We start from the raw sequence: 25,766 nt of genomic DNA, 5'->3' as shown, positions 1-25,766 counted from the left end.
TCGTCGCCCTCTTGAATTATGTAGAGACATGGTGTATTAAGTTTGGTTAATGAGAGAATAGATACCTTCCTATTCTTTTAAAAGCGGACGAAGATGCAATTTCATCCGCTCAGCGCTTCTTTATTAATGGATGCTATTTATTTTTTCAGTTTCCACTAATGCTAATCATCTACCCACTGCTTCATAAATACTATGTACGATAAAAGTAAAAACATATAGGAAATCCTGCTTAAGGTAGCCACCATAAAAAAGTACTTCAAATCGTTGTGAATACTGGATTCCTAGTATATATATTTTATATACTTTCTTCTATGAAAAACCGAGCAAAAAGACGCCCAGTCCTTTTAAGAAGAATAACTTAGAAATACCACCTTATTTCCGCTATAATTGCTGAGTAAGATAAATGACTTGTAAATCCTATGAACACTAATTCTATCCACTTAGCCATAGATGGGCAAAATCTTCTTGTTAGGTACTACTCACTTAATGGATTGTAGTGAAAGGTGGCGACTCCAGACGGAGGCCAACAGGATGTTGGTCACGAAGGCGTTGCCACACGATGTGGCGCTCTTAGCCTTCGTTCCTCGGAGACAGATGAAACATCACAAACGACGCGTATGCGGCGGTGATGGCTCATCTCTCACCCCGCGGAACGCGTCCACCTGAAACGGAAACCCACGGGATCATTTAATTCTTTAAAGTACTATGAACTCTGGTTTACAAGGATGATAATCCATAAACTTTTTTAATTCTTTAAGAAAAATGCATACGGCCTTTAAGAGCATCCTATCTTAAGGTCCTCTTTTTCCGGTAATCTTGTGGCGGATGTTTGTCCGTCGCGCTCTTGGTTTGTGTAAAGAAAAAAAGAATAAAAAAAAGCTTATAACACATGGACAGCGTTAGAAGCTTGTTTTTATTAACTAGAAAGATTTTTTATAGATAACCCGAGTTTCTTCACTAGTTCAATTACTATTTGCTTTTCTTCATTGGTCAATTCGCTCATTAGCTCTATCAACTGAGCCTCATGTCTTGGAAAAAGTTCGTCCATAAAAGCATTACCAGCTGGAGTGATTTCTGCAAAAGTGACACGTCGATCGGTGTCGCTTGAAACTCTACTAATATAACCTCTACCCTCTAACTTGTCTACAACATAGGTAATAGAGCCACTCGCCAATAAGATTTTATTGCCAATCTGTTGAAGCGGTTGTTTTCCTTTATGATATAAAAGTTCTAAAACTGCAAATTCTGTAGGATTTAGTCCGTTTTTTTGAAAAAAATAATTTGTACTCTCGTGAATTACTTTATGAGCACGTGATAATACAACAAATAACTTTAACGCACTGTTACTGTTCGATTGATCATTTGACATTATGGTCATCCTCACCTATATATAAATACATTAACTACTATTATAAAGGTCTAACATTCATATTGTCAAAATAGGCTTACTTTCCACTTTACTAGGTAGTATTAATTTAAATATGGTTCCTTTTCCAACGGAACTATCCACAACGATTGTTCCACCATGCGATTCAATTACTTTATAAATATGTGGTAATCCAAGACCTGTCCCGCCGTTTTTTGTTGAAAAGAAAGGATCAAATATCTTTTCTAAATTCTTTTCTTCTATGCCATAACCTTGATCTTCAATTGAAATACATATGAACTTATTATCTGTATGTTCTCTATCCTCCATAACATTTACAATAATGTTTCCACCCATTGGCATTGCTTCAATCGCATTTTTTATCGTATTTATAAAAACTTGTTTCAATAGGTTTCGATCACCTAAAATTTTACGATTTACATCAAGCCTAAAATTTACTATCTGATTTATGTTGTTCATTATTGCCTGGGGAGTCATGAAATTTACCACTTCTTCAATCAAGCCCTTCACTTCAAAATAACAAAATTTATTATTAGTCGGCTTCGAAACTTCTAAAAATTCTGTTAGTATTTCTTCCATTCGTTTTATTTCATCATTAATCACTGTTAAGTATCTTTTACCATCCTCATTTGCTGTTTTGTATAGTAACTGGGTAAAACCTTTTAAGGATGTCATTGGATTTCTAATTTCATGCGCAATACTCGCCGCTAATTGTCCCAACGTGCTAAGTGATTCTGTGTGATCTAATCGCTTTTTCATACTCATCTTTTCAGATTCATCGTGTATTTCAGTTAGGTATAGTTTAGTATCTTTCTGTTTTGATACCCTGATTCGTATATATTTTAGTTCACCTAAGCTATTTTGTAACTCACTAAATAGTTCGGCATTTCCATCCCTAAGTACAGTTTCTATAAAAGCTTTTTTATTCTCAAAGCTTTCGTTTAACCTCTCTAGAAGCTGCAAAGCATTCATACCACATAGTTCATTTCGGTTAGTTTGAAAGATTTCTTCTATTTTAGAATTAACTTCTAAAATTCCCCCTTTTTCATTGATGAAAATAAGCCCAGATGAATAAAATTGAAAAATATGTTCAAACTTTTTCTTATACTTGTACTCAGTTAGCACAACATCACCCAACCTCTCCTTGCATTTCAAAAAACATCTCCATAAAGAGACATAAAATGAATAGAGCTTAATAAATAACCCAATAAAAGAGAAAATATTCCAATAACTAATCGAAATGTTTGTTAATTCTGATTATTCCACATCTATTTTGATATTGAAATGATTCTTTCTTCCTATATTGTCGACACCTCTATTCCTTGATACAATATATATACGTAAAAAAGGAGTTTTAAAAATGAATATAATACTAACAACACTAAATGCAAAGTTCATACATACAAATTTGGCCTTACGCTGTCTAAAGGCATATGCTGAACCAGAATATTCCCCCCTCATCACTGAATATACAATAAAAGACCCCACTTTCAACATTGTTGCAGACCTCTATCAGAAAAAACCTGAAATAGTAGGGTTTAGTTGTTACATTTGGAACATAGAAGAAACGATAAAGGTTATTAAAATTTTAAAGACCGTAGATCCATCCATAACAATTATTTTAGGAGGACCAGAAGTCTCTTATGATACAAATGTCTGGTTAAGACAAGTGAAAGAAATAGATTATATTGTCGTAGGAGAAGGAGAACATTCTTTTAAGGAGTTATTAAACTTCTTACATAATAAGCAATCCTTAAAAGATGTTCCTGGAGTAGCATATGTACAAGACGACAAATTTATTCTAAATACGCTACCACCAAAATTAGATTTGAGAGAATCACCAACACCTTATCGCTTTGAAGAGGATATTCCAAACCTTTCTAAGCGTATAGTTTACATCGAAACTAGCCGTGGTTGCCCATTCTCCTGTCAATTTTGTCTATCTTCTATTGAAGTAGGTGTAAGATATTTCAATAGAGATAAAGTAAAAGAAGACATTCGTTTTTTAATGACGAATGGGGCGAAAACGATAAAGTTTGTCGATCGAACCTTTAATATTAGCAGAAGTTATGCAATGGAAATGTTCCAATTTTTAATAGATGAACATCAACCTGGAGTTGTTTTTCAATTTGAAATAACCGCTGATATTATGCGTCCAGAAGTAATTCAGTTTTTGAATGAAAATGCTCCAGCAGGTCTTTTCCGATTTGAAATCGGCGTACAATCTACGAATGATTTGACGAATGAACTTGTAAAACGCAGACAAAACTTTGAGAAATTAAAACGTACTGTGACGATGGTCAAAAGCGGTGGAAAAATAGATCAACATCTCGATTTGATTGCTGGTTTACCTGAAGAAGACTATGATTCTTTCAGAAGAACATTTAATGAAGTATTTGAAATGCGTCCAGAAGAATTACAACTTGGTTTTTTGAAACTACTAAGAGGCACTGGGTTGCGTGTAGAAGCAGAAAAGTATGGTTATGTCTATGTCGATCAAGCGCCATATGAAATATTCTCTAATAATGTCTTAACTTTTGATGATATTCTTCGAATCAAACAAGTGGAAGATGTGCTAGAAAAGTATTGGAATGCACACCGAATGGATCGTACCCTGGAGTATTTATTCGATCAAATATTTGAAACACCTTTCGACTTTTTCCAACAGTTTGGAACGTTCTGGGAAGAAAGAAATTGGTCGAAAATTGGACATCAATTAGAAGATTTATATACAAGATTGAATGCCTTCTTAGAGAGTGTTGAAAACCTCTCGTTACCAATCATTCAAAGTGTGATGAAACTAGATTATTTATCCAAACAAAAGTTCCAACCACGTAAACCTTGGTGGGAAAACGATATGACCAAAGAAGTGCAATCAAATCTTTATAGTCAACTCGTTATGAATCCCTCCATTGCGGGTGCGGAATTTGTTGAATTACAATTGAACGAACGTGAATTATATAAGCAAACGTTTATAACACCAATTTCACTTTGCATAGATTCTTATAAGCAAGGAATCATTAAAGAAAAAGAAGGCTATTTGCTATCCACTTTTGGTATAAATAATGCTCCCCATTTTTCTTTTATAGAGAAATAGGGGAAGAGTGCTCTCGTATCGATGGTGGTTGCTCTCTGATGGCAGAAATTGCGATTAATTCCTTGGATTAGGTTAAAACTGTTTAATATTAGTAAAACCGAGCATTAGGTCCAATTATGGACCTAATGCTCGGTTTCTTTTAACCAATAATAACTCGTTCTTTAGGATAGTGGAATTTTGTTTTATTACTTTTTCCACCTATTGAATATAAGAATGAAATCAAGCCTACACGCCCAATAAACATTAGAACCATAATAATCACTTTCCCTAGGTCGGACAGTTCCCCTGTTATTCCAAGAGACATCCCACAAGTTCCAAAAGCTGATGTTATTTCAAAGATTAAAGAGGTAATTGGGACATTAGTTTCGGTAACTGATAATAAAATGGTAGCAGTAAATACCATGGCAAAAGCTAAAATAATTACTGCAAAGGCACGAAATATGTCGATTAAATGCACCTCACGATTGAAAATTTGTACACTATCTTTTCCTCTCGAAAAGTTTATTAGAAATAATACGGCAATAGCAAATGTCGTCGTCCTAATTCCTCCACCTACTGAACTTGGGGATGCACCGATGAACATGAGCACACTCATTAAAAAATTTGTACCTTCATGAAACTGCGTAACGTCTATCGTAGTTAATCCTGCAGACCGTGTAGAAACGGAATGGAATAAAGCAGTAAAGAACTTTTCATGCCAAGGCATTCCTTTGAATGCATGGAACATTTCAAGTAAATATATCATGATGGTGCCAAAAACTAAAAGAATAGCATAAGTAATGGTCGTAAGTCTTGTAAATAGAGAAAAACGAAAATTTTTATTCTTATTCGATAGAAATTCTTTTACTTCTATTAGGACAGGAAACCCGATTGCTCCAAAAATAATGAGAAAAATAGTAATAATTTGAACAAAATAGTCATGATGATAAGGAATTAAGGAATCTCCTGTAATATCAAATCCCGCATTCGTCGTAGCAGATACAGATGTAAAAATACCATGGGTCAATGCTTCTTTGAACGAATCGTAATATTGGATAAAATACAAGGTTAATAATAATGCTCCAATTACCTGTATCAACAATAATATTTTAACGATTTCTTTAATTAAGTTAACTACTCCAGATAAATTTGATTGGTTATAATCGACCATGATCAGTTGACGTTCACGAAGCCCAATCTTTTTACCAGAAATTAACCAAACAAAAGTTCCTAAAGCCATAATTCCAATACCACCTAATTGCAGTACGAGTATGATCATAAAATATCCAAATACACTATATGTTTCGGATATATTAACCGATGATAATCCTGTGACACTTACAGCACTTACCGCCGTAAATAAACTGTCGATAAAATTAACGTGAACTCCAGGCTTATGAACACCCGGTAAACGAAGTAGTATCACAGAGATTGCGATTGCAATAAAATAATAGGTTACAATCGCTTGGGCTGGCGTAGAATTTAGTTTTGTTTTTAGTCGATTTTTTATCATGGTGATAATTTCCTTTCAGAAAACGTATAGACTGTTCCTTCATTGTAAGAAAAAAAAGCATAAAAAGATAGCTAAAACCAACTATCTTTTATGCTTTTCACTTTACTATTTCTTTTTATCTTTTTTATTTGATACTACACCCAAAATATAGCCAAAAAGTGCAATAGCTAACAGAACCGTCCAAAACGTGATTTCCCAAGGAGCTGAGTGTGGAAAATGTTCATCTAGTATACCAACTTTTGGATGAGAAAGTGTCAAAACAGCTAGTTTTACTCCTACCCAGCCTACTATTAAGAATGCAGCTGTTTCTAATGAAGGATATTTCTCAAGCAATTGAACAAATTTATGGGCTGCAAAACGCATAATGACAAGACCAATTACTCCTCCCAAGAACATTACTGCGAATTGCCCACCGTTTATGCCCCCAATATGTAATTCACCAAGTTCTGGCAAAGTAACTGCAATAGCCACAGCAGCAAGCATCGAGTCAATTGCAAAAGCAATATCAGCTACCTCTACTTTTAATACAGTAAACCAAAAACTTGATCCTTTTGATATGTTCAAGTCAAAATCAGGATGATCTTCTGGTTTAATTTTCGATTTATCATAAATATGTTTAATCGAAATGAATAATAAGTATGCAGCACCCAAGGCCTGAACTTGCCATACATTTACTAGAAATGTAATCATAAAAAGTGCCAAAAATCTAAATACAAAAGCTCCAACTAATCCGTAAAATAAAGCTTTTTTCTGTCTAGCCTTTGGTAAATGCTTTACCATTACTGCCATCACGACTGCATTATCCGCTGCAAGTAATCCTTCCAATCCAACTAAAACAAGTAATACCCATCCATACTGAAATAATATAGCTTCCATTAAATTAATATCCTCCTTTTTGCAAATAAAAAGACCCTTGCCTAATTAAAGGCAAAGGTCTTGCTAAGTAATTGTAAAATTACTATCATAACCGATGGCAAAAGCCATGTAATGACGACTATGAAATAGGTTTCCCTATAGCTACTCCCCTTTGACATATGTCAAAAGTCTATTTAATTATGTTATTCATTATATCATACTGTTTCAACTTATAGAAGCAGAACTCTTTATTTCCAAGATAAAAGACTTATTCCAAAGGTAATCCTGGATGTAATTTTAAATACCTTTTGACTTTTTAGATACTGCTTTTTTTCTTGTTTCTTTATCAAACAAACTATAAATAACAGGTACAACATATAAAGTTAAGAATGTGGAACTAATTAATCCACCTACTACGGTTATTCCCATGGGCTGATTAATCTCCGTTCCCTCTCCTAAACCTAAGGCAAGGGGAACTAGTCCTAAAATAGTCGTTAAAGCAGTCATTAAAATTGGACGAACGCGATCCCTTACGGAAGTTATTATTGCTTCATAAGAGTCCAAACCACTCGCTTTTCGTTGATTGATATAATCCACCAAGACAATTCCATTGTTTACAACGATACCTACTAAGATAAGAACCCCAATTACTACTGAAATACTTATTGATGTGTTTGTCGTGAAGAGACCAATGAAAATTCCAATAGCTATGAGAGGAACAGTGAACATAATCACGAACGGATATTTATACGACTCAAATTGTGCAGCCATCACGATGTATACTAAAACAATTGCCAATAATACAGCTAAAATCATATCATTTTTTGCATTGTCCAATAACTCTCTATCTCCTCCAAAGGAAATGAGCACATTGTTTGGCAAATTAGCTTTGTCAATGGCTGCATCCACGAAACCGGACATTTCACCTAAAGAATAGTGCGATTCATATTTTAAGGTGAATGTAACAGCGCTCGCTTGATTTACTCTTCGAATAGTTAAAGGTCCTTCTGCAATTTCAATATTCGCTACATCTTGTAAAGTAATATATTGGCCAGATGGAGTTCTTAATTTCAGTTGTTTTAATTGTTCGACACTGTTTCGATATGCTTCATCGTATTTCACATAGACGCTGTGAACATCTTCTTGCTCGGAAATAATTTGGGTAGCAAATACACCTCTCGTTACATTATTAACCGTTTGAGCAATTTGGATGGGGGCAAGTCCATACTCTGTTGCAGCATCTTTCTTTATCGTCATTTGCACTTCATCAATTTTTTCGGTTAAATCATTTCTCATACTAGTTACGCCATTTATTTTTTCCACTTGTTTCGAAACGGAATTTACCGCTTTATTCAAATTATCTTTGCTAGCAGATGATAGCGTGAATGATAATGAGTTAGGTGTTGAACCAGCTGCAGTCTGCATATTAAAATTCACTTCTACATTTTTTCCTGCAACTTTTATTACTTTCGGTTGGACTTCATCTACAAACGTGAAAGTAGATCGCTGGCGTTTATCTAAAGGTACTAGCTTTACAGATATTTCTGCAATATTCGATTTAGATGTCCCTCTCGATTGCCCTTCTTGATTTCCTCCTACAAAACTTACGAACACTTCTACATCATTTTCTTTTTGCAATTGCTGCTCAATTTTCTTCACAACTTCATTCGTCGCACTAAAAGACGCTCCGTTTTCAAGTCTTACTGCTATCGTAACAAAGCCCTCGTCTGTAGCAGGTAAAAATTCCGTTCCTGTACGAAATAAACCAAACGTTGAAATGGCCAATAAAATAACTGTAATCGTAAGAACTATCGCGCGATGGGATAATGACCATCTTATGGATCGTTCAAAATTATTATACGTTTTCGAACGACGTCTTTTCGCTTCCAGATCACCTTTTGGCTTCTTCAGCATTCTACTAGCCATCATTGGTATAACTGTAATGGCCACGACTAATGAAGCAAATAAACTAAACGATATCGTTAGTGCAAATTCAGTGAATATCTGTCCAATTAGTCCAGAAAGAAAAATAACAGGCACAAACACAGCAACCGTAGTCAAAGTAGATGCAGTAATAGCTCCCGCAACTTCTTTTGTTCCGGTAAAAGCCGCTTCTCGCGGATTCTTCCCTAATCCTAAATGCCTTTCAATATTTTCAATGACTACAATGGAATTATCGACGAGCATTCCTATTCCTAACGCTAATGCTCCCAGCGTCATAATATTTAAAGAGAATCCAGCAAAGAACATTAATACAAATGTCACAATGACAGAATACGGAATGGCAATACCTATAATTATTGGACTCTTAATCCCTTTTAAAAAGACAAATAATATGAGCATCGCTAAAATACCACCTGTTATAAGCGTGGAGCCAATATTATTAATTGCTAGTCGCACATAATCTCCTTGGTCAAATAATATATCTGCTTTTACACCAGAAAACTCCTCTTTTGCCAGTTGCTTGTCTAATGCTTCCTTGAATGCTTTGGATACATTTGCCGTATTTGCATTCGATTCTTGAAGAACCGATAGTAAAACAGCAGGTTCGCTATTTGCCCTAGTTTCTGAATTTTGTTCTGGTTCCGTAAGTTGGACCGTCGCAATATCTGCAATCGTCACTTTTTTACCATCGAGCGGATTTACAGTAACCACTAGGTTTTTAATATCGTCTACCGTAGTAAGAGTGCTAATGATTCTAGTGGTGAGCGTTTTTTTATCTTCTGTTTCAATAGGACTTCCTGGAAGAGAGATATTGTTTGCTTGAATGAGTTGTACAATATCGCTCTGCGTTAATCCTTTTTCCTCTAACTTATTTTGATTAAGCAGGATTTGCACTTCTTCTACGATTGCACCGGATACATTTACACTTGCGACACCTTCTGTACTAATTAGTTCTTTTTCTAGCTTTTCCGCGATTAATCGAATATCTCCATTAGCTTTTTTACCACTTAACGATAACTGAATAACCGGAAATTGAGCTGGATCAAACTTTAGAAACTTAGGTTTTATGGCTCCTTCAGGCATTGGCGTAATGTCGATCCGCTGCATGACGTCTGATTCTACATCATCCATATTTGTGGACCACTCAAATTCCAATAATATAAAATTTGCTCCTTCTTGGGATGTACTTTTTATGGATTTAATACCAGGTAATGTACTTAAGGAATTTTCGAGTGGTTTGGTAATTTTTTCATTTACTTCAACTGGGCTTGCGCCAGGATAACTTGAAACGACTACCGCAATTGGAGGATTTAAGTCCGGTATTAATGTAATGGGAATTTTAAAAAATGAAACCCCTCCGAGGATGATGATTAAAAACATGATAACGGTTGTAAATACTGGCCTTTTTATGGAGAAATCACTTATTTTCATTTTCGGGGACCACCTTTATATTTGCTAATACTATCATATGCCCAAAAAAGGAAGAGTTCAAATTATTAAATAATTATTTTGCCATTCGGGCGTACGATTTTGCGATTTAAGGCTTGGATTTTGCGATTCGGACGCTCTATTTTGCGATTCACAGAGACTATCTTGTGATGCCATAATAAAAGACCACCTTATTTAAAAGGCGGTCTCCCATATTATAGAAGATTGTATAATTTAATATGCTCATACTTATCTTGGAACCATCTTGTTGCAAACTCATTCTCAAATAAGAAAACATAATTATCGTAACGATCTCTTACTAGCATACTTCTTGGACCAGTCATCGATTCTTTTACCTCTTCTTCATTTTCAATCCATCGAGCTACTTTCGAACCGATTGGCTCCATTCGTACATCTACATTGTATTCATTTTTCATACGATGCTCAAACACTTCAAATTGAAGTTGGCCAACTGCTCCCAAAATAACTTCTTCCGTATGAAGTGTTTTATAATATTGTATCGCACCTTCTTGTACTAATTGCAAAATACCTTTATGGAAATGCTTTGATTTCAATACGTTTTTAGCAGTTACTTTCACAAATAGTTCTGGAGTAAATTGAGGTAACTTCTCATAATTAAATGCTTTCTTTCCTCCAACTACTGTATCGCCAATTTGATAATTCCCCACATCATATAGACCAATAATATCGCCTGCAACTGCCACATCAACCGTTTCGCGGTCATCTGCTAAAAACTGTGTTGACTGTGTAACTTTGAAATTTTTGCCAGTACGAGCAAGTGTGATATTCATACCTCTTTCAAATTTACCCGATACGATACGGACAAAGGCAATACGATCGCGGTGAGCAGGATTCATATTCGCTTGAATTTTAAAGATAAAGCCAGAGAATTCTTCATTTAATGGACTTACTTCTTCTCCATTATCCGTATTGCGTGGTTGTGGGGTAGGAGCGAATTGTAAATAGGTTTCCAAAAATGTTTGCACACCGAAATTTGTTAACGCACTACCAAAGAAGACAGGAGTTAAATCTCCTGAAAGTACTTTTTCTTTATCGAAATCATTTCCAGCTTCATTTAAAAGTAGGATGTCTTCCATTGCTTGTGTATAATAGGAAGTTTGTTTCATCGAATGATCCACAGCAAGTTCTCCATTTTCATCAATAGGAAGATATTTATCGGATTCTTCAACACGGAATTGTTCGATTCGCTTATTAAAACGATCATAAATTCCTAAGAATTCTTTCCCCATACCGATTGGCCAGTTCATCGCATAAGATTGAATCCCAAGGACTTCTTCTAACTCTTCCATAAGTTCCAATGGTTCTTTCCCTTGTCGGTCAAGTTTGTTTATAAACGTGAAAATAGGAATTCCTCGCATACGACAAACTTTAAATAGTTTTAATGTTTGTGCTTCAATCCCTTTTGCTGCGTCAACAATCATGACCGCGCTATCTACAGCCATTAATGTTCGATACGTATCTTCACTGAAATCCTGATGCCCAGGAGTATCTAAAATGTTAATACGACAATCGTTAAAATCAAATTGCATGACTGAAGAGGTAACCGAAATACCACGTTGCTTTTCGATTTCCATCCAATCGGATGTTGCAAATTTCCCGGATTTTTTCCCTTTTACTGTTCCTGCATCACGAATGGCCCCACCAAAATATAAAAGCTTTTCTGTAATAGTTGTTTTACCAGCATCGGGATGGGAAATGATTGCAAAGGTTCTTCTTTTTAATATTTCATCTGTTAAATTTAAGTCCATATATTTTGTATCTCCTTCTTATTTACTTTTTTATCATATGGATTTGTGCACGAAAATACAAGTAAAAAAGAACCAGCTTACCGTTTTCTAACGAAATAAATCACAGAAACGGCTGCTGATTCTACTAGTTTTTATTAAAGTTTGTTTATACCATTTTTGAATTTACATAAGTATATAAAAGTTTGGCTGTTTGTTCCAACGAATCAATATGCGTCCGTTCATATGCATGGGAAGCTTCAATCCCTGGTCCAAATAAACCATGTTTTACATCGTAACCTGCGCGAATAGCAGCTGATGCATCGGAACCATAGAACGGATATATGTCTAATTTGTAATCGATATTTTCTTTTTTTGCAAGTTCTACTAATTGACGAGTAAGCTCGTAATGGTATGGTCCCGAAGAATCTTTTGCACAAATGGATACGGTAAATTCGTCGGATGTTTGTCCGTCTCCGATTGCACCCATGTCAACTGCAATATACTCAACTACTTGTTCTGGAACATTCGAATTCCCACCATAGCCGATTTCTTCATTATTCGAAATATAGAAATGAGTTGTATTTGGAAGAAGAATCTTATCTTCTTTTATTGTCTTAATTAATTGTAGTAATAATGTTGTACTTGCTTTGTCATCTAAATGACGGGATTTGATAAAACCAGTTTCCGTTTCTTCAAAGCGCGGATCAAAAGATACAAAGTCTCCCACTTCAATACCTAATAAACGTGTTCCCTCAGCATTCGTTACTTTTTCATCCACGCGAACTTCGATATTTTGCTCATCTCTTGGCAGTCCACTTGCATTTTTGTAGACATGAACAGTTGTTTGATGCATAAGAATAGTTCCACGGATCTTTTTACCGTTAGCAGTATGTATGGTGCAGTATTCCCCTTCAACTGCATTCCAATTAAATCCGCCGACCATAGTAAGTTTTAACCTTCCGCTTGCTTTTACTTCTTTTACCATTGCACCAAGTGTATCTGTGTGAGCTGTAAGTAAACGATGGGTTACATCATTTTCCCCTTTAATAGTAGCTATTAATGCCCCTTTGTTCGTGCGTTTAAATGATACTTGTAAATCGAGTAAAATATTCTCCATAAAATCCATAATTTCTTTTGTGTAACCAGATGGACTAGGTATTTCAACTAATTGCTTTAACAATGAAACAGTTTCTTCTTTATTAAAAGTAAATGACACTTTACTTCCTCCTTTTATTTACCTCTTTATCTTACCAAAAACAATTAATTTCTTATAGAACTTAGATCTGCATCCCTATGTGTCAGCCAAAATTTTGGTGACAATTGAGACTAACACTTGGTGGAAGGATAGCATCGAAAAATACTTCTTGATTAATAGATAAAGGAAAAAGATACAAGTCTCCTGCGGAGGAAAAGACTAGTGAGACACGCAAGAAATATAGCGAAGGAGGCTCGTTGGTTCGCGGCGGGAAGTCAGTGTCTTTTCCTTACCCGATTTTTACTTAAGGAGACTTCTAACAAGCTTCACTTTGTTTTTATAGGGTGGAAAAACAATATTTACCGATAACTTCGTACTCTTCTTCATAATACACTTTTGATGCGTAAATAAAGTAAAACTTGCTTCCCCATGATAAGCTTGAGTTCCTGAATTACCTACTCCTCCAAAGGGTAAAAAAGCGCTTCCCACATGAGAAATTGTATCGTTTATACAACCCCCACCAAATGAAAACTCTTGTAAGAAATAATTTTGTGCTCTTTCATGCTCACTAAACATATAGGCAGCAAGAGGTTTCGGTAATTTACGAATTTGACGAATAATGGTTGGTAAATCAGTATACGATATGATTGGTAATATTGGTCCAAAAATTTCATCTTCCATAGATGGGCTTGAGAAACTTACCCCGTCCAATAAGGTTGGTTCAATATATAAATCACTTCTATCTGTACGTCCTCCAAAAACAATATGATCTTTTTCTAAGTCGAGAATTCTTTTCAAACGATCGAACTGATTTTCATTCACAATCCTTCCTAGGTCTCCACTAGCTTGAATTGTTTTTCCAAAAAACGTATGAATCGTCTGTTTCAATAGCTCGACAAATTCCTCTTTTATCGTTTCTTCTACTAATACATAATCAGGGGCAACACAAGTCTGACCTGCATTCATTAGTTTCCCCCATGCAATCCGTTTTGCAGCTACTTCTAAGTTGGCTGTATGATCTACAATAGCCGGACTTTTCCCACCAAGTTCAAGTGCTATCGGAGTTAATCGTTCAGAAGCAGCTCTCATCACAATTTTACCTACTTTTACACTTCCAGTGAAAAAAATAAAATCAAATGGTGCATGGATTAAAAGCGATGTTACTTCCTTTTCACCCTCTATAACGCGAATATATCTTGGGTCAAATGTCTCTTCGATTATTTTCTTCACAATATTAGAAGTATATGGCGTTGCTTCAGAAGGTTTAATTACCGCACAGTTTCCTCCGATGATGGCTCCTAGAAGTGGTTCCATCACTAGTTGAAAAGGATAGTTGAATGGACCTACGATTAAAACAGTACCGTAAGAATCGTTTACGATAAAACTTTTGGAGGGCATTAAAGCAATAGGAGTCTTAACTTGTTTTGGCTCCATCCATTTTTCTAGATTTTTTGCCATAAAAGATATATTGTCATATACAAGACCAATTTCCGTTGTATACGCTTCAAATTCACTTTTTCGTAGATCATTAGAAAGTGCTTGAATAACTTCTTTTTCATATTTCTTTATAGTGCTCTTTAACTTGTTTAGCTGATCTATTCGAAACTTAGCTGTTTTAGTGATTCCAGAATAAAAAAATGCCTGAAGTTCCTCTATCATACGCTCTATTTGTTGTGATGTGACATTCAAAAAAACATCTCCTTTTTATTATTCAAGTCAATAAACGAAACAACTGTCTTTAAAGAATCATACTATCTTTTTCTAATGTAGGGAAGATTCTTACATGCTTAGTCGACATGAATCTTATTGAAAAATACATGAAAGGTACGATATGTGGAAATACTCTTTATGTAGAGAGAAATTCATTTCTTACACTTTCCAATACATTAGTCTATAAGTCTTGCATACAACATGTGATATTCGATTCATTTTTCTGAAAATAAGTTTATGTTCGAAACTTGGTAGGTATATATTGGTCAAATGGACAAAGAGATTTTAAAGGAGGAAATGAAGATGACAGAAACAGCAACATGGTGGGAAACAATATTTACAGGCGCATTTGCAATGGGAATAAATAAGGAAAGATTATCCGAATTGGAGGAAGAATCATTTTTATATTTTAAAGAAGTTCAAGACGAAATGGAGAGTAATAATTGATCAATTTTTCTACTTAAAATCAGCTTTTCCTTAACATATTAGGAAAGCTGATTTTTTCATTCATTAGTACCATTACTTTTCCTAAAATCCCTTTACACGGTATGTAAATTATAAATATTAAAAACCCCATGTAATGCATGGGGTTTATATTTTTTCAACCTTATATTCGAACACCTTTAATATTTGTTTCTGGTGCAGTTTCTTCTGGAGCTATGTCTTCAAATGTTTCATTTGCTTCTTCTAGATCTCTTGTACGATGAGCTAGTCGAGAAGCAGCGCACGCGGCAATGCTTCCTACTAAATCATCTAGAAAAGTATGAACTCCACCGCCGGATTTTGTATCTAATTTTGAAATGATACCTATTTTATTTTTATCCAGGTGGCCAAATGTAGTTACGGCAATACTTCCATACGTATAAACGGAACCCAGAGCGATTGTTTCATCTACACCAAACAATCCTTCATCTGCTTCTACGATTTGTTGGAGTGGTTCTGATAATAACTTTTTTTCTGCAAGCTCATCTAATTCTACCCCAACGAGAATTGCATGCTGCATCTCTCTTTTTTTTAATACACTTTTAATCGATTCGATGCAATGTTCAATGGTTAGCCCTTTATTGTACGGTATTTGCATCTCATAGACGATTTTAGCAATTTCGTCTAACGTAACCCCTCTCCGAAGTAACGCATCATTTGCAGCTTTCTCTACCGTTCTAGAGTGGACTCTTGATGTTTGTCTATCCATTAAATAATCCCCTTTATCTCACTATTTGTTTACAAGGACCTTATTCTTACGAAAGAATGTCGAGATAACAGACACTTTTGAATGCTTGTTTGTGTATGTGTAAAATATTTCTCGAGGGTTTCCACTAGAAAAAATAAAGAAGGCGCTCTATCATAAATGTATGCTTCGTAGGGCAAATACATCTAGAAAGAGGCCTTCTTATGGAATCCATTATATCAAAAGTCTACCAAATAATAAAGGATACTGATAATCTAATCGAGATGGAAGAAAGTATCCAACTATATATGTACCAAGTGTTTGCTTCTCTTTTGGGGGACGTTTTCACCAAGATAAATCAGGTTATAAAAGAACAAAAACAAGAACTAGGTTGGACGGTGAAGAGAGATGACTGGAAAACAGTTCAATTCACCTTTGGATCTGTTCGTTTCCGTCATACACTTATGGCGGATAAAAAAGGGGATAATCATTACCCTTTGGATGAGTGGTTGGGCTTAAGAAGACACCAACGGCAGAGTTCTTTGGTAGAAGTGAAAGTGGCAGAATTGGCAAGTGAAAATACGTATCGTGAGGCTGCACGTGTGCTGAAAGAGTGGACCGCTGTAGAGGTTAGCCATACGACTGTAGGAAGTATCGTGAAGCGGGTAGGGATGGCACAAGCACAGGCAGATGAAGAAATGGTAGCGGAATTAGAAGAGGCAGCTTCCCTTCCAGAGGGAAAAAAAGTGGACTTCTTCTATGCGGAAGCAGATGGTGTATTTGTTCGAGGAACCGAGAAGAAAAAAAGTTTGGAAGTGCGTCATGCGATTGTACATGAGGGCTGGGATAAAAACGGAAAAAGAGTATCCTTACGTGAACCAAAAGTCATTATGACAACACAGCCCACTACTAAGTTTTGGGGGGAAGTCCAAGCGTTCAGTGCCCATCATTATTCGTTGGAAAATGCCTGCGTTATTACAAACAGTGATGGAGGATTGGGATATACATCCGAGAAGTTTCAAGAAGCCTTTTCCCAATCACGGTTTCCCGTGTTAAATCAATTAGACAAGTATCATATTGCGCAAGCATTGAATCGTGCATTAAGTGGAGGAAAAAGTGACTATAAGAATGGCATTCGGAAGGCTATGAAGGCTCATGAGTTGAAGGACTTTACGTTATGGTTAGATACGTATGAAAGCACGCTAGAAGACCCGAAAAAAATAGAAAAAGTAAACGTGTTTCGCTCTTACATTCAGAATAACTGGGATCGTATTTTTGACTGGCGTGAGAAAGTGGAGAACTCACCAAAGGATGCGAGAAGCCTTGGTGCAATGGAATCGAATCAACGGCATATTTCCTTTCGTATGAAAAAAAGAGGAATGCATTGGAGTCAAGAAGGTGGAGAAGCCATGGTAAAAGTGAAACAAGGCATGTTAAATGGGACATTACGTGATGTGTATCTGCACCATCAGCGTAGAAGTGAAAGACAGCAACGAGAAGTGAAAAAGGTAGTTCGTATGTCCGAGATACTCCGTAATCCCACTAGACCATCCATCGGCGCCAAACAGGGTTCTATTAGCTTGTATATTGCGCATTCAACAGCAATTGGACAACTAGTAAAAAGCTTTAGATAGTACCCTAGATGTATTTGTCAGGTTCTTGGTTTTTAGAACGTGACAAATATATCTAGGCCAGCAAGCGTTAGCGCGGTAGCTTAATAAGTGTACAGATAGAGAGTGCTTAAAATACTGGTGTTAATACTATGTCGAGAAAAACTTGACACATACCTTGTTTGTTGTTCATTATACCTCTGATCATGTATATGTTACAATTTCTATACAACATGATTACTTTATAGGAGGAACTATATGAACAGAGGAATTGTACAAGATATGACGCTTTTTAGCGATGCACTTCAAGAAGAAATGCAGTTACTTATTTACTTACCACCAAATTATTCCCCACTATATAAATACTCAGTACTTATCGCAAATGATGGAAAAGATTATTTTCAACTAGGTAGAATTTCTCGTGTTGCTGATGAGTTATATGATCAAAAGGAAATAGAAAACGTAATAATTGTTGGAGTTCCATATAAAAATGTAAAAGATCGAAGAGAAAAGTATCATCCAGATGGCCCAAAACATCAAGCATATATAAGGTTCTTGGCACAAGAACTTGTTCCATACATAGATGCCAATTATCCAACTTATCAAATCGGTATGGGAAGAGCATTAATCGGGGACTCTCTTGCTGCAACAGTATCCTTATTAACCGCACTCCAATATCCTAATACATTTGGAAAAATAATTTTACATTCTCCACTTGTGAATGAATACGTTTTGTCTGAAATGGAAAATCATAAAGATGTACATGCATTCTCTATATATCATGTTATTGGTAATGAGGAGACCTCCGTTTTAACTGGAGATGGATTAGTAACAGACTTTATCACTCCGAATAGAGTCTTGCATAATTTGATATTAAATAAAGGGTTTACGACCTTTTATGACGAATTAAATGGAGACCATACTTGGAAGCTTTGGCAACCAGATATGAAAAGATCACTTAAAAACAATTTCGGCATATAAATGATATAATGTTCCTGTGATCTGTTATAAAAATACGAGGAGGTAATAAAAATGAAATACGGTATTGTTGCTTTCCCATCTAAAAAAGTACAGGATTTTGCTAATTCCTACAGAAAGCGTTATGACCCACACTACTCATTGATTACACCCCATATGACGGTTAAAGGTGTATTTGAAGCAGATGAAAATGAAATCAAAACAATTGCGAAAAAAATTGCAGAAGTTGTGAAGGGACATAGACCATTTACATTAAAAACTGCTAAAGTAAGTTCGTTTGCTCCTGTAACAAATGCAATTTATTTTAAAGTAGAACCAACTGAAGAATTGTTAGCTTTACGTGGTGACTTAAATGCAATAGACATTAATGATACAGAAGACTATGCATTTGTACCCCATATAACAATTGCCCAAAAAATGAATTCTAGTGAACACGATGATATTTATCCACAGTTAAAAATGATTGGTGCGGAATTTGAAGAAGAAATTGATCGCCTTCATATGCTTTATCAACTAGAAGACGGTTCTTGGACTGTTTATGAAACTTTTAGATTGTCTGGAGCTGAGTAATAATTGGTTAATGCAAAAATCGTGGAAACAGATAATGAGTATCAAGACGCTATACTTATTAGAAGAAAAGTTTTTGTAGAAGAACAAGATGTGCCGATTCATCTAGAATTGGATGAACATGACCATAAAGCTATTCATTTTGTTGTTTATGATGAGGAAATTCCTTTTGGCGCAGGAAGAATTCGAACATCAGAACCCCATGTTGGGAAAATAGAACGGGTATGTATTCTTCCCGAATATCGAGGTAAAAAGTTGGGTAACTTAATCATGCAATGTATGGAAGATTATGCCCAATCAAATGGCTACCATAAGCTCAAATTAAATTCTCAGAGTCATGCTATTCCATTTTATGAGAAAAGAAGTTATTCCATTACATCACCTGAGTTTTTAGAAGCGGGTATTCCACATCGAGCAATGGAAAAGTTATTCATTTAAATGAAACAAGAGAGATGATTTAGTCATCATCATCATCATTTCTCTTTAGACTGTAGGCAAAATCGATAAAAATCGAGCTTGTCTACAGTCTTTTTTATAAAATAAAGTAAGAATAATTGAGTCCGAAAAAAACCACTTGCTTTCAGCGGATGACACTAGGTCCCTAGAAGTTCGATGGTACTAAAGAAAAATAGCCAGTTACCATTGATAAAAGAGCGCTGAGCGGTCAAAATTGTATCTTCTTCCGCTTTTAAAAGAATAGAACAAGTGATGGTTCAACACGAGATGCAATCTTCATATCATCTATGTTTCTTATGAACTTCTGCAAAAATGATCGCTAAAATAAAATTGTATCATTTCGCATTAGAACAACATATACATACAGGGAACGCTTTAAACAGGATGGCTTTAGCTATTTCTATGTAACAAGTTGACAGCCTTTTGACAAATAAATTAATAAAAATAATCGGCTCTAATTAGTGGATTTTTTGTTTTTTTAAATTATACTCATAACCATTTGAGAATGAATTTTGATAACGTTATTCCTTAATCTATAGAGTTGCAGGAAATCAACTTGTTTGATAGATTCCCTGCTATTCTATATCTCATACTCAATCTTTTTCGTTTTAACTATTTATTATTTTAATTGGCAAAAACTAATTGTACCCAAAAGTATAACAATGTAAGTGTTACAATTGTTGATATTGGTATGACGATTATAGTTACGCTTAAATAGTCTTTCCAAGTAATTTTTATCTTGTTTTTTCTTAGGATATGCATCCAAATAAGGGAAGCAAGTGTACCAATAGGTAGTAGCAATGACCCCATATCGCTACCTATAATATTTGCAAGATAGATGGTTTTTAATGTGATTGGATCTAACCCCATTTTCGTTAAAGTTATCGTCCCTATCATTAATGCTGGATGGTTATTAAATAAGTTAGAAAGAAGTGATACTAGTCCTCCCATGATAAAACTAGCTTGAAATAATCCTTGATTTACAATTGGTTCACACAATTGAACTAACAATGCGGTAAGTCCTACATTATGCAATCCATAAATAATGACATACATAGAGAATGCAAATACTAGAATGTGCCAAGGAGTCTTCTTCAATATATCTACTGGGTTAGTCCGTAAATGATACCATCTCCAACATAGCAAAACAACCGAACCAAGAACTGCAACGATTTCAATTGGGATGTTGACATAAGAGGCAACGAAAAGTAGACTTCGTATGACAAAGACAAAAAGCAATATCTTTAACATAAATTTAGTACGCTTTCGTTTTGTTTCAACGGAGATCTTCGTTTTTAATGGATGAAAGTTTTTAGTAAAAAAGGATTCTTCTACGTCTGTGACCGAATCCGGTAATGTTTTTGGTAGTTTTTTCTTTACGACGATATACATCAAGTACGACATAAACAATAATCCTAGCGTAGCGGGAACAAACATCATTGCAGTATGCATCCAAAGTGACATTTCTACAATATTTAATGCGATTAAGTTAACTATATTACTTACACCAATAGGTGCACTAGAAGCAGTTGCAATCAGTGCTCCACTTAACAAATAAGGGATTTGTTGATGGGGTTTTAGTCCCATGTTTTTAAATAGCATTATTAAAATAGGTGTTGTTATTAGTATACTTCCATCGTTATTAAATAATAATGTCATTGAAAAGCATAATAACTGGATATACCAATAGAGCCTGTGACCCGAGCCTCTGGACAAACTTACTATTCGTGCCGCTGCCCAGTTAAAAAAACCAAAACTCTCTAATATAACAGCCATTACAACGGTTGCCATTATAGTGATCGAAGCTCCACCGATTTTCCCGGTGATGTCTACAACATCATTCAGTGATACAATCCCTACTAGTAAGATAATTACTGCACCTATTGAAGCTGGCCATGCCTCATTTACTCCTCTAGGCCTCCAAAATATAACCAACATAGTAGTTAGGAACACCAAACTGGCGACCCCAATTTGAAAACTCATACATATACCATTTCCTCTCTTTTTTATGTTTGTCCGTTTCTCTGTATGTATATTCACTTCTCTCTAAGAGAATCGAGGTGTATGTCCATATACATAAAAATTTTTCCTTATTTTCTAATTTTTTTAAGAAAAGGTCAAGCGTCCTTTAAGTGCATTTTGTCTTTACTATTTCCAGCGTGCTTTGGACGAAATATTTGCTACACTATTACCATTAGAATGCAAAAGGATCGCGATGTGATTAAGTCACTTCACGATCCTTTTTCAATTCTTGTGATGGATGTTTATCTGTCGCCATCATACAATGTGTAGAGACCATAATGGATAGGAAATTTTATGTATTTGTTTTTAAAATCATTTCAAGAAGCATGAAGTATTTCATGCTTCCACTATTAAAATATCAATTTATACTTGATGCAGCGTTTGAATATGATCTAAGTTTATATAAATTGAATGTGTTCTTGCTGGTTGAATCTCAACAATTTGTTCATGCACATCTTTTATTTTCCCTATTTTACTATTATTACTTCCAACATTTAATACGACAATTTTATCTTTTAGATTTTCAACTTGGGCTTCAAATGAGTTAGCTAACGAGTCAGTACTTATTTGTAGCAACTTTTTGTCTCCTAATCCATAAGGAATTTCATTTTGGCTATAGGGTATTAGCCACTTCAAATGATTAATAGAAATATACATCGTCTTATATACCGGAGAAAAAAATTCAAAATAGTTACTCATTATCTGATTTATATATCCATGAAGTGGTTTTTCGTTTGTTACGAATAGTTCAACATAATTCCCTTTAGCTTGATTAAGTACTTCTAATATAGATAATTCCTGACTTTTTTCATCTGCAATAATACTTGGGAACTCTGTGGGGTCTTGAATATCGTACTCATTATTACGAACGACTCTAAAGCTTTGCACATGATTTATAGGGATGTACATAAAATTTTCGCCATTAAAAAGTACTATTATGTCTGTTCCTAAATCAATGACGGTTCCATTAATTTGTTTTTTCCCTGAAACTTCTATTTGAACTACTTCCTTCATAAGACTTTGAATAATTTTATTCAAGGTCACATCTCCTTACATTTCTATTGTTGGTCTCTTACTTGATGATACATCTTTGCCGCATGCTTCATTAAAAAATAGTACTGTTTTTCCATCAATTCATCTTCTACTTTTTGTTTTGTTGAATGACGCATTGTGTATGTTTCTAGTAATTTAGATTGCTCACTAAGTTCTATATTATTATTAATTTTTTTTAACTCTGGATTGCTAAAAGAATTACTTAGTACAGGTTGCTGTTCCAACCTAATTGATTTTTGAACTTTTTTTGCAGCATAATTCATTAATGCAAAATACTGTTTCTCTAACATTATTTTCTCTTCTTTTGGACTTAATGGTTTTATAAGTTCAGGAAAGTTTTTTTTTTCAATCTGAATGTTTTTTACATCCAAAGCCTCAAATTCTTCCTTATTAATCTGTTCATCAGTTATGGTACTGTTAGGAGATAATGTATGAACATTTTCAGATTGAACTAGTTTATTTGATATTTGATTGTGATTTAGATAATTGTATTTGGTTTTGGATTTTTTGGGAATAGTAATTGTAGATTGATCACTATTTAAAGCACTCCATGCAGTTAATAGTGTTTTTTTGTGGCTCTGCTCTAAGGGGGTATTCGTTCGTATTGATTGCTTCTCCTTTAAAATGTCTAAATTTTCCATACTATCAATTTTTACTATGCTCTTTTCAACTTTCTCTAAAGTGTTTTGTTGAGGTAATTTTGATTTCATTTTAATTTTGGACTTTAGATAGAGCTTTAAACGTTTATTTTTACTATTTCCAACTTCCTGGATTTTGTCATTCGGACCTTCTAAAATTAGAGTTGGCACAATATTCTCCGCTCCATTGCTGTATCCTGTTTCCATTTCCTGAGAGAAATTTTGGGGTTCAGTTGTTTCTTCTTTTTTTTCTAGTAACGTGAGGTCTTTTATGCTATCGGGGTTTTGATTTAACTCTAAGGGTATCATAGTAATTTGTGAACTATTAACTAATTCGATGTTATTTCTTGTTTCTAAATAACCATCTTCAATAACCTTCTCTAACGGATAAGCTTGTATTTCCCCCAGCTTACCGAAGTTGGACTGTTCGGTTACCTTCTCATTCTGAAGAATACCATTTTCTTGTATCGCATTTTCTTGACTGCTTTCCGCATTGGGCTCTTTTATTTCTAATAATCCTTTGTTTATATTTGATTTATATAACTCTTGGAGATTTAGTTGCTCTTGGTTATTTAAAAAGGTCATATCTGCGGTAGATAACTCACTGTAAATATTGGATATATATGGTTTTGGGATATAGAGTAGTTCCTTTTTATTAATTAACACAATGTGATCCTGTAATATGCTAGTTAGAACACCATTCAATGCAAATTTACTTAAACTATTAATGGTGACCCAATTGTATCTTAAGGCAATTAATATTTCTGTTAAATCATTTTTGTCAAGATAAGAACAAAGTTTGGTCGTTTTATAAAAGTCTTTGGCATTTATAGAAAGAGCATGAATAGAATGCATTGCAAAATATACTATTTTCTTTTTTGCTTCCATAACAAGGTGATCCTGTTTAACATCCAACAAAATTCCTTCTATAAATTGATTGTCATTTAGGTACATACCGATTTTCATTTTTTTATGTTCATATAATACTTTCTTTAAGTTTTCATCTAGCAATTTTTGGAGCCTCCTTCCTAGAATATTCGTCGCTCCATTTATATAAAAGCGACGAATGCCTCCTTCAACTATTCAGTTTGTTAGGTCAATTATTTCCTTTTACTTTTTGTTTTCTTTTTCCTTATTATCTTTGTCATCAGATTTTTTATTTTCAGTTTCTTTCGTTTTTTCTAGTTTTACACCATAGCTAATGTTTCGAATGTGAAACAAAGAAACTCGAATTATTTCTTCATTTGCTACAATTGTCACAAAATCATCTGTAACAACATCCATTACTCCTTCTAGTGTTTCTGGACCACCTCGGTTAATTTTTACCCAACGTAGTGTTAATTTTTCCAAAATTCCTCTGAAGTCATCCGCTTTTATGAATTCAAATCTTTCTGGAATTTTAATACCAAATTCCACTTGATTTTTTGTATTATACGTCAAGCTCTTGATATGCTGTGTATTATAAAAAACAATTCCATCGTCTTCTGTTAGCAATGTAAAGTGGTCATCCGCTGCTGATAAAAGCATCCCAACACGGGATTCAGGACCACCTCTATCTACTTTAATAACTCTATCAACTAGAGAAAGTATCATCTTCTTATTCACTTTTTCTAACCCCCTTTTATAGTATCTTAATATTTATATGTATCCTGGAATGGTAAAGCATTGGTTAAACGCCCATTTCTGGATAATTGTTCAAGCTCTCTGAGGTTGTAATACCTTACTTAAATAAAATCTTTAGCTCGCTATAAAATATTCAGTTGATTTCGAAAGAAAATAACATAATTGCGAACAGAATAACTCTATTTCACATAGTCTGTAATAGTGACATTACATTATAGAAAGTAGTGAAAGGTTTTGACAGAAGAAAAAAAGAATGAAATGGATCACCAATTGACGGAAGGAACACCAAAAGAAAAAAAGCGACACGGGCATAAAGATTTAGGAAAAAAAACGAACAATCCTACTTCCTCAACTGATCAAGAAGTGGAACTTAAAAAAGACATTGGGGACAAAAAAGAACCCCCACAAAAAAGGGAAACGGATGGCAGTGATAAAAAAGAAGGCGGTCGCAAAATAGAGGATGAGAAAGTGGATGATGCAAAAAAGGGTGATCACAAAAAAGATGCAGACAGCCACCACGACAAAAAAGAAATTACGGATAAAATAGTAGATGATGATACTAACAAGGAAGCGGACAGTCGTAAAAAAAATAAAGAGGTCAAAAAAAAGATTGGACATAAAAAAGATTCTTCTGAAAAGAAAAAAGGTCGTAGTTAATGTATTAGTTAACAATGGTCCAACAAGCATGTAACAAATGCTGTTGGGCCTTTATTTACTTTTATGTTCCATTATTTTACCTAACAAATGATGGAACAAATTTTTTTGCAATAAAAA

The 25,766-nt window shown here is 34.7% G+C and carries 20 protein-coding genes and 1 riboswitch; of the genes, 7 read left to right on the top strand and 13 right to left on the bottom strand.

What is annotated here, in order from left to right; genetic code table 11:
* Positions 1–916: 916 nt before the first annotated feature.
* Positions 917–1,369 (bottom strand): MarR family winged helix-turn-helix transcriptional regulator, encoded by a 453-nt coding sequence (locus ACEPXG_RS05340; protein ID WP_391208218.1) that lies wholly within the window; start codon positions 1,367–1,369, stop codon positions 917–919.
* 57 nt (positions 1,370–1,426) lie between these two features.
* On the bottom strand, positions 1,427–2,524 hold the full coding sequence (locus tag ACEPXG_RS05335; RefSeq protein WP_391208216.1) for an ATP-binding protein: 1,098 nt from the start codon (positions 2,522–2,524) through the stop codon (positions 1,427–1,429).
* A gap of 223 nt (positions 2,525–2,747) precedes the next feature.
* Between ACEPXG_RS05335 and ACEPXG_RS05330 the strand changes: the two genes are divergently transcribed.
* Positions 2,748–4,484 (top strand): B12-binding domain-containing radical SAM protein, encoded by a 1,737-nt coding sequence (locus ACEPXG_RS05330; RefSeq protein ID WP_391208214.1) that lies wholly within the window; start codon positions 2,748–2,750, stop codon positions 4,482–4,484.
* A 139-nt stretch (positions 4,485–4,623) separates the two neighbouring features.
* Here ACEPXG_RS05330 and ACEPXG_RS05325 read toward each other — a convergent pair whose 3' ends face one another.
* The 6 genes from ACEPXG_RS05325 to ACEPXG_RS05300 form a co-directional block, all read right to left on the bottom strand.
* Positions 4,624–5,976, bottom strand: coding sequence for a TrkH family potassium uptake protein (locus ACEPXG_RS05325; protein ID WP_391208212.1), 1,353 nt, complete (start codon positions 5,974–5,976; stop codon positions 4,624–4,626).
* Positions 5,977–6,081: 105 nt separating this feature from the next.
* Positions 6,082–6,852 carry a TerC family protein gene (locus tag ACEPXG_RS05320; RefSeq protein ID WP_391208210.1) on the bottom strand — a complete coding sequence of 257 codons (771 nt, stop codon included), beginning with the start codon at positions 6,850–6,852 and terminating at the stop codon, positions 6,082–6,084.
* A 66-nt stretch (positions 6,853–6,918) separates the two neighbouring features.
* A riboswitch (yybP-ykoY riboswitch) is annotated at positions 6,919–7,014 on the bottom strand.
* A 114-nt stretch (positions 7,015–7,128) separates the two neighbouring features.
* Positions 7,129–10,206 (bottom strand): efflux RND transporter permease subunit, encoded by a 3,078-nt coding sequence (locus ACEPXG_RS05315; protein ID WP_391208208.1) that lies wholly within the window; start codon positions 10,204–10,206, stop codon positions 7,129–7,131.
* Positions 10,207–10,418: 212 nt separating this feature from the next.
* On the bottom strand, positions 10,419–11,993 hold the full coding sequence (locus ACEPXG_RS05310; RefSeq protein ID WP_391208206.1) for a peptide chain release factor 3: 1,575 nt from the start codon (positions 11,991–11,993) through the stop codon (positions 10,419–10,421).
* Positions 11,994–12,138: 145 nt separating this feature from the next.
* Positions 12,139–13,188, bottom strand: coding sequence for a M42 family metallopeptidase (locus ACEPXG_RS05305; RefSeq protein WP_391208204.1), 1,050 nt, complete (start codon positions 13,186–13,188; stop codon positions 12,139–12,141).
* 279 nt (positions 13,189–13,467) lie between these two features.
* Positions 13,468–14,856 (bottom strand): aldehyde dehydrogenase, encoded by a 1,389-nt coding sequence (locus ACEPXG_RS05300; RefSeq protein WP_391208202.1) that lies wholly within the window; start codon positions 14,854–14,856, stop codon positions 13,468–13,470.
* 324 nt (positions 14,857–15,180) lie between these two features.
* Between ACEPXG_RS05300 and ACEPXG_RS05295 the strand changes: the two genes are divergently transcribed.
* The gene (locus tag ACEPXG_RS05295; protein ID WP_192797480.1) at positions 15,181–15,324 is read left to right on the top strand and encodes a hypothetical protein; all 144 of its coding nucleotides are present in this window, start codon (positions 15,181–15,183) and stop codon (positions 15,322–15,324) included.
* 160 nt (positions 15,325–15,484) lie between these two features.
* Here the strand turns inward: ACEPXG_RS05295 and ACEPXG_RS05290 are convergent, their stop codons facing one another.
* Positions 15,485–16,069, bottom strand: coding sequence for a phosphatidylglycerophosphatase A (locus tag ACEPXG_RS05290; RefSeq protein WP_391208200.1), 585 nt, complete (start codon positions 16,067–16,069; stop codon positions 15,485–15,487).
* Positions 16,070–16,269: 200 nt separating this feature from the next.
* Here ACEPXG_RS05290 and ACEPXG_RS05285 point away from each other — a divergent pair, with 200 nt between their 5' ends.
* The 4 genes from ACEPXG_RS05285 (at position 16,270) to ACEPXG_RS05270 (ending at position 19,638) form a co-directional block, all read left to right on the top strand.
* Complete coding sequence (locus tag ACEPXG_RS05285) at positions 16,270–17,679, top strand: ISLre2 family transposase (protein ID WP_391203448.1); 1,410 nt, start codon at positions 16,270–16,272, stop codon at positions 17,677–17,679.
* A 234-nt stretch (positions 17,680–17,913) separates the two neighbouring features.
* Positions 17,914–18,636 carry an alpha/beta hydrolase gene (locus tag ACEPXG_RS05280; protein WP_391208198.1) on the top strand — a complete coding sequence of 241 codons (723 nt, stop codon included), beginning with the start codon at positions 17,914–17,916 and terminating at the stop codon, positions 18,634–18,636.
* 51 nt (positions 18,637–18,687) lie between these two features.
* Positions 18,688–19,203, top strand: coding sequence for a YjcG family protein (locus ACEPXG_RS05275; protein ID WP_391208196.1), 516 nt, complete (start codon positions 18,688–18,690; stop codon positions 19,201–19,203).
* A gap of 3 nt (positions 19,204–19,206) precedes the next feature.
* On the top strand, positions 19,207–19,638 hold the full coding sequence (locus ACEPXG_RS05270) for a GNAT family N-acetyltransferase (RefSeq protein ID WP_391208194.1): 432 nt from the start codon (positions 19,207–19,209) through the stop codon (positions 19,636–19,638).
* Between the two features lie 642 nt (positions 19,639–20,280).
* On the opposite strand, the gene ACEPXG_RS05265 is transcribed toward ACEPXG_RS05270, so the two are convergent.
* The 4 genes from ACEPXG_RS05265 to ACEPXG_RS05250 form a co-directional block, all read right to left on the bottom strand.
* The gene (locus tag ACEPXG_RS05265; RefSeq protein ID WP_391208193.1) at positions 20,281–21,639 is read right to left on the bottom strand and encodes an arsenic transporter; all 1,359 of its coding nucleotides are present in this window, start codon (positions 21,637–21,639) and stop codon (positions 20,281–20,283) included.
* 402 nt (positions 21,640–22,041) lie between these two features.
* Complete coding sequence (locus tag ACEPXG_RS05260) at positions 22,042–22,716, bottom strand: DUF2642 domain-containing protein (protein ID WP_391208191.1); 675 nt, start codon at positions 22,714–22,716, stop codon at positions 22,042–22,044.
* A 20-nt stretch (positions 22,717–22,736) separates the two neighbouring features.
* Entirely contained in the window at positions 22,737–24,380 is a 1,644-nt protein-coding gene (locus tag ACEPXG_RS05255) for a hypothetical protein (protein WP_391208189.1), read from the bottom strand.
* Between the two features lie 99 nt (positions 24,381–24,479).
* A complete protein-coding gene (locus ACEPXG_RS05250; protein WP_391208187.1) occupies positions 24,480–24,974 on the bottom strand; it encodes a hypothetical protein in 495 nt (164 codons plus the stop codon).
* A 252-nt stretch (positions 24,975–25,226) separates the two neighbouring features.
* Here ACEPXG_RS05250 and ACEPXG_RS05245 point away from each other — a divergent pair, with 252 nt between their 5' ends.
* The gene (locus tag ACEPXG_RS05245) at positions 25,227–25,649 is read left to right on the top strand and encodes a hypothetical protein (RefSeq protein ID WP_391208185.1); all 423 of its coding nucleotides are present in this window, start codon (positions 25,227–25,229) and stop codon (positions 25,647–25,649) included.
* The last annotated feature ends 117 nt before the right edge of the window (positions 25,650–25,766 follow it).

This window comes from Psychrobacillus sp. L4 (assembly GCF_042944905.1).
Taxonomy (GTDB): Bacteria; Bacillota; Bacilli; order Bacillales_A; family Planococcaceae; genus Psychrobacillus.
Note: the sequence above shows the minus strand (reverse complement) of the source record. Positions and strands in the feature narration are given on the sequence as shown.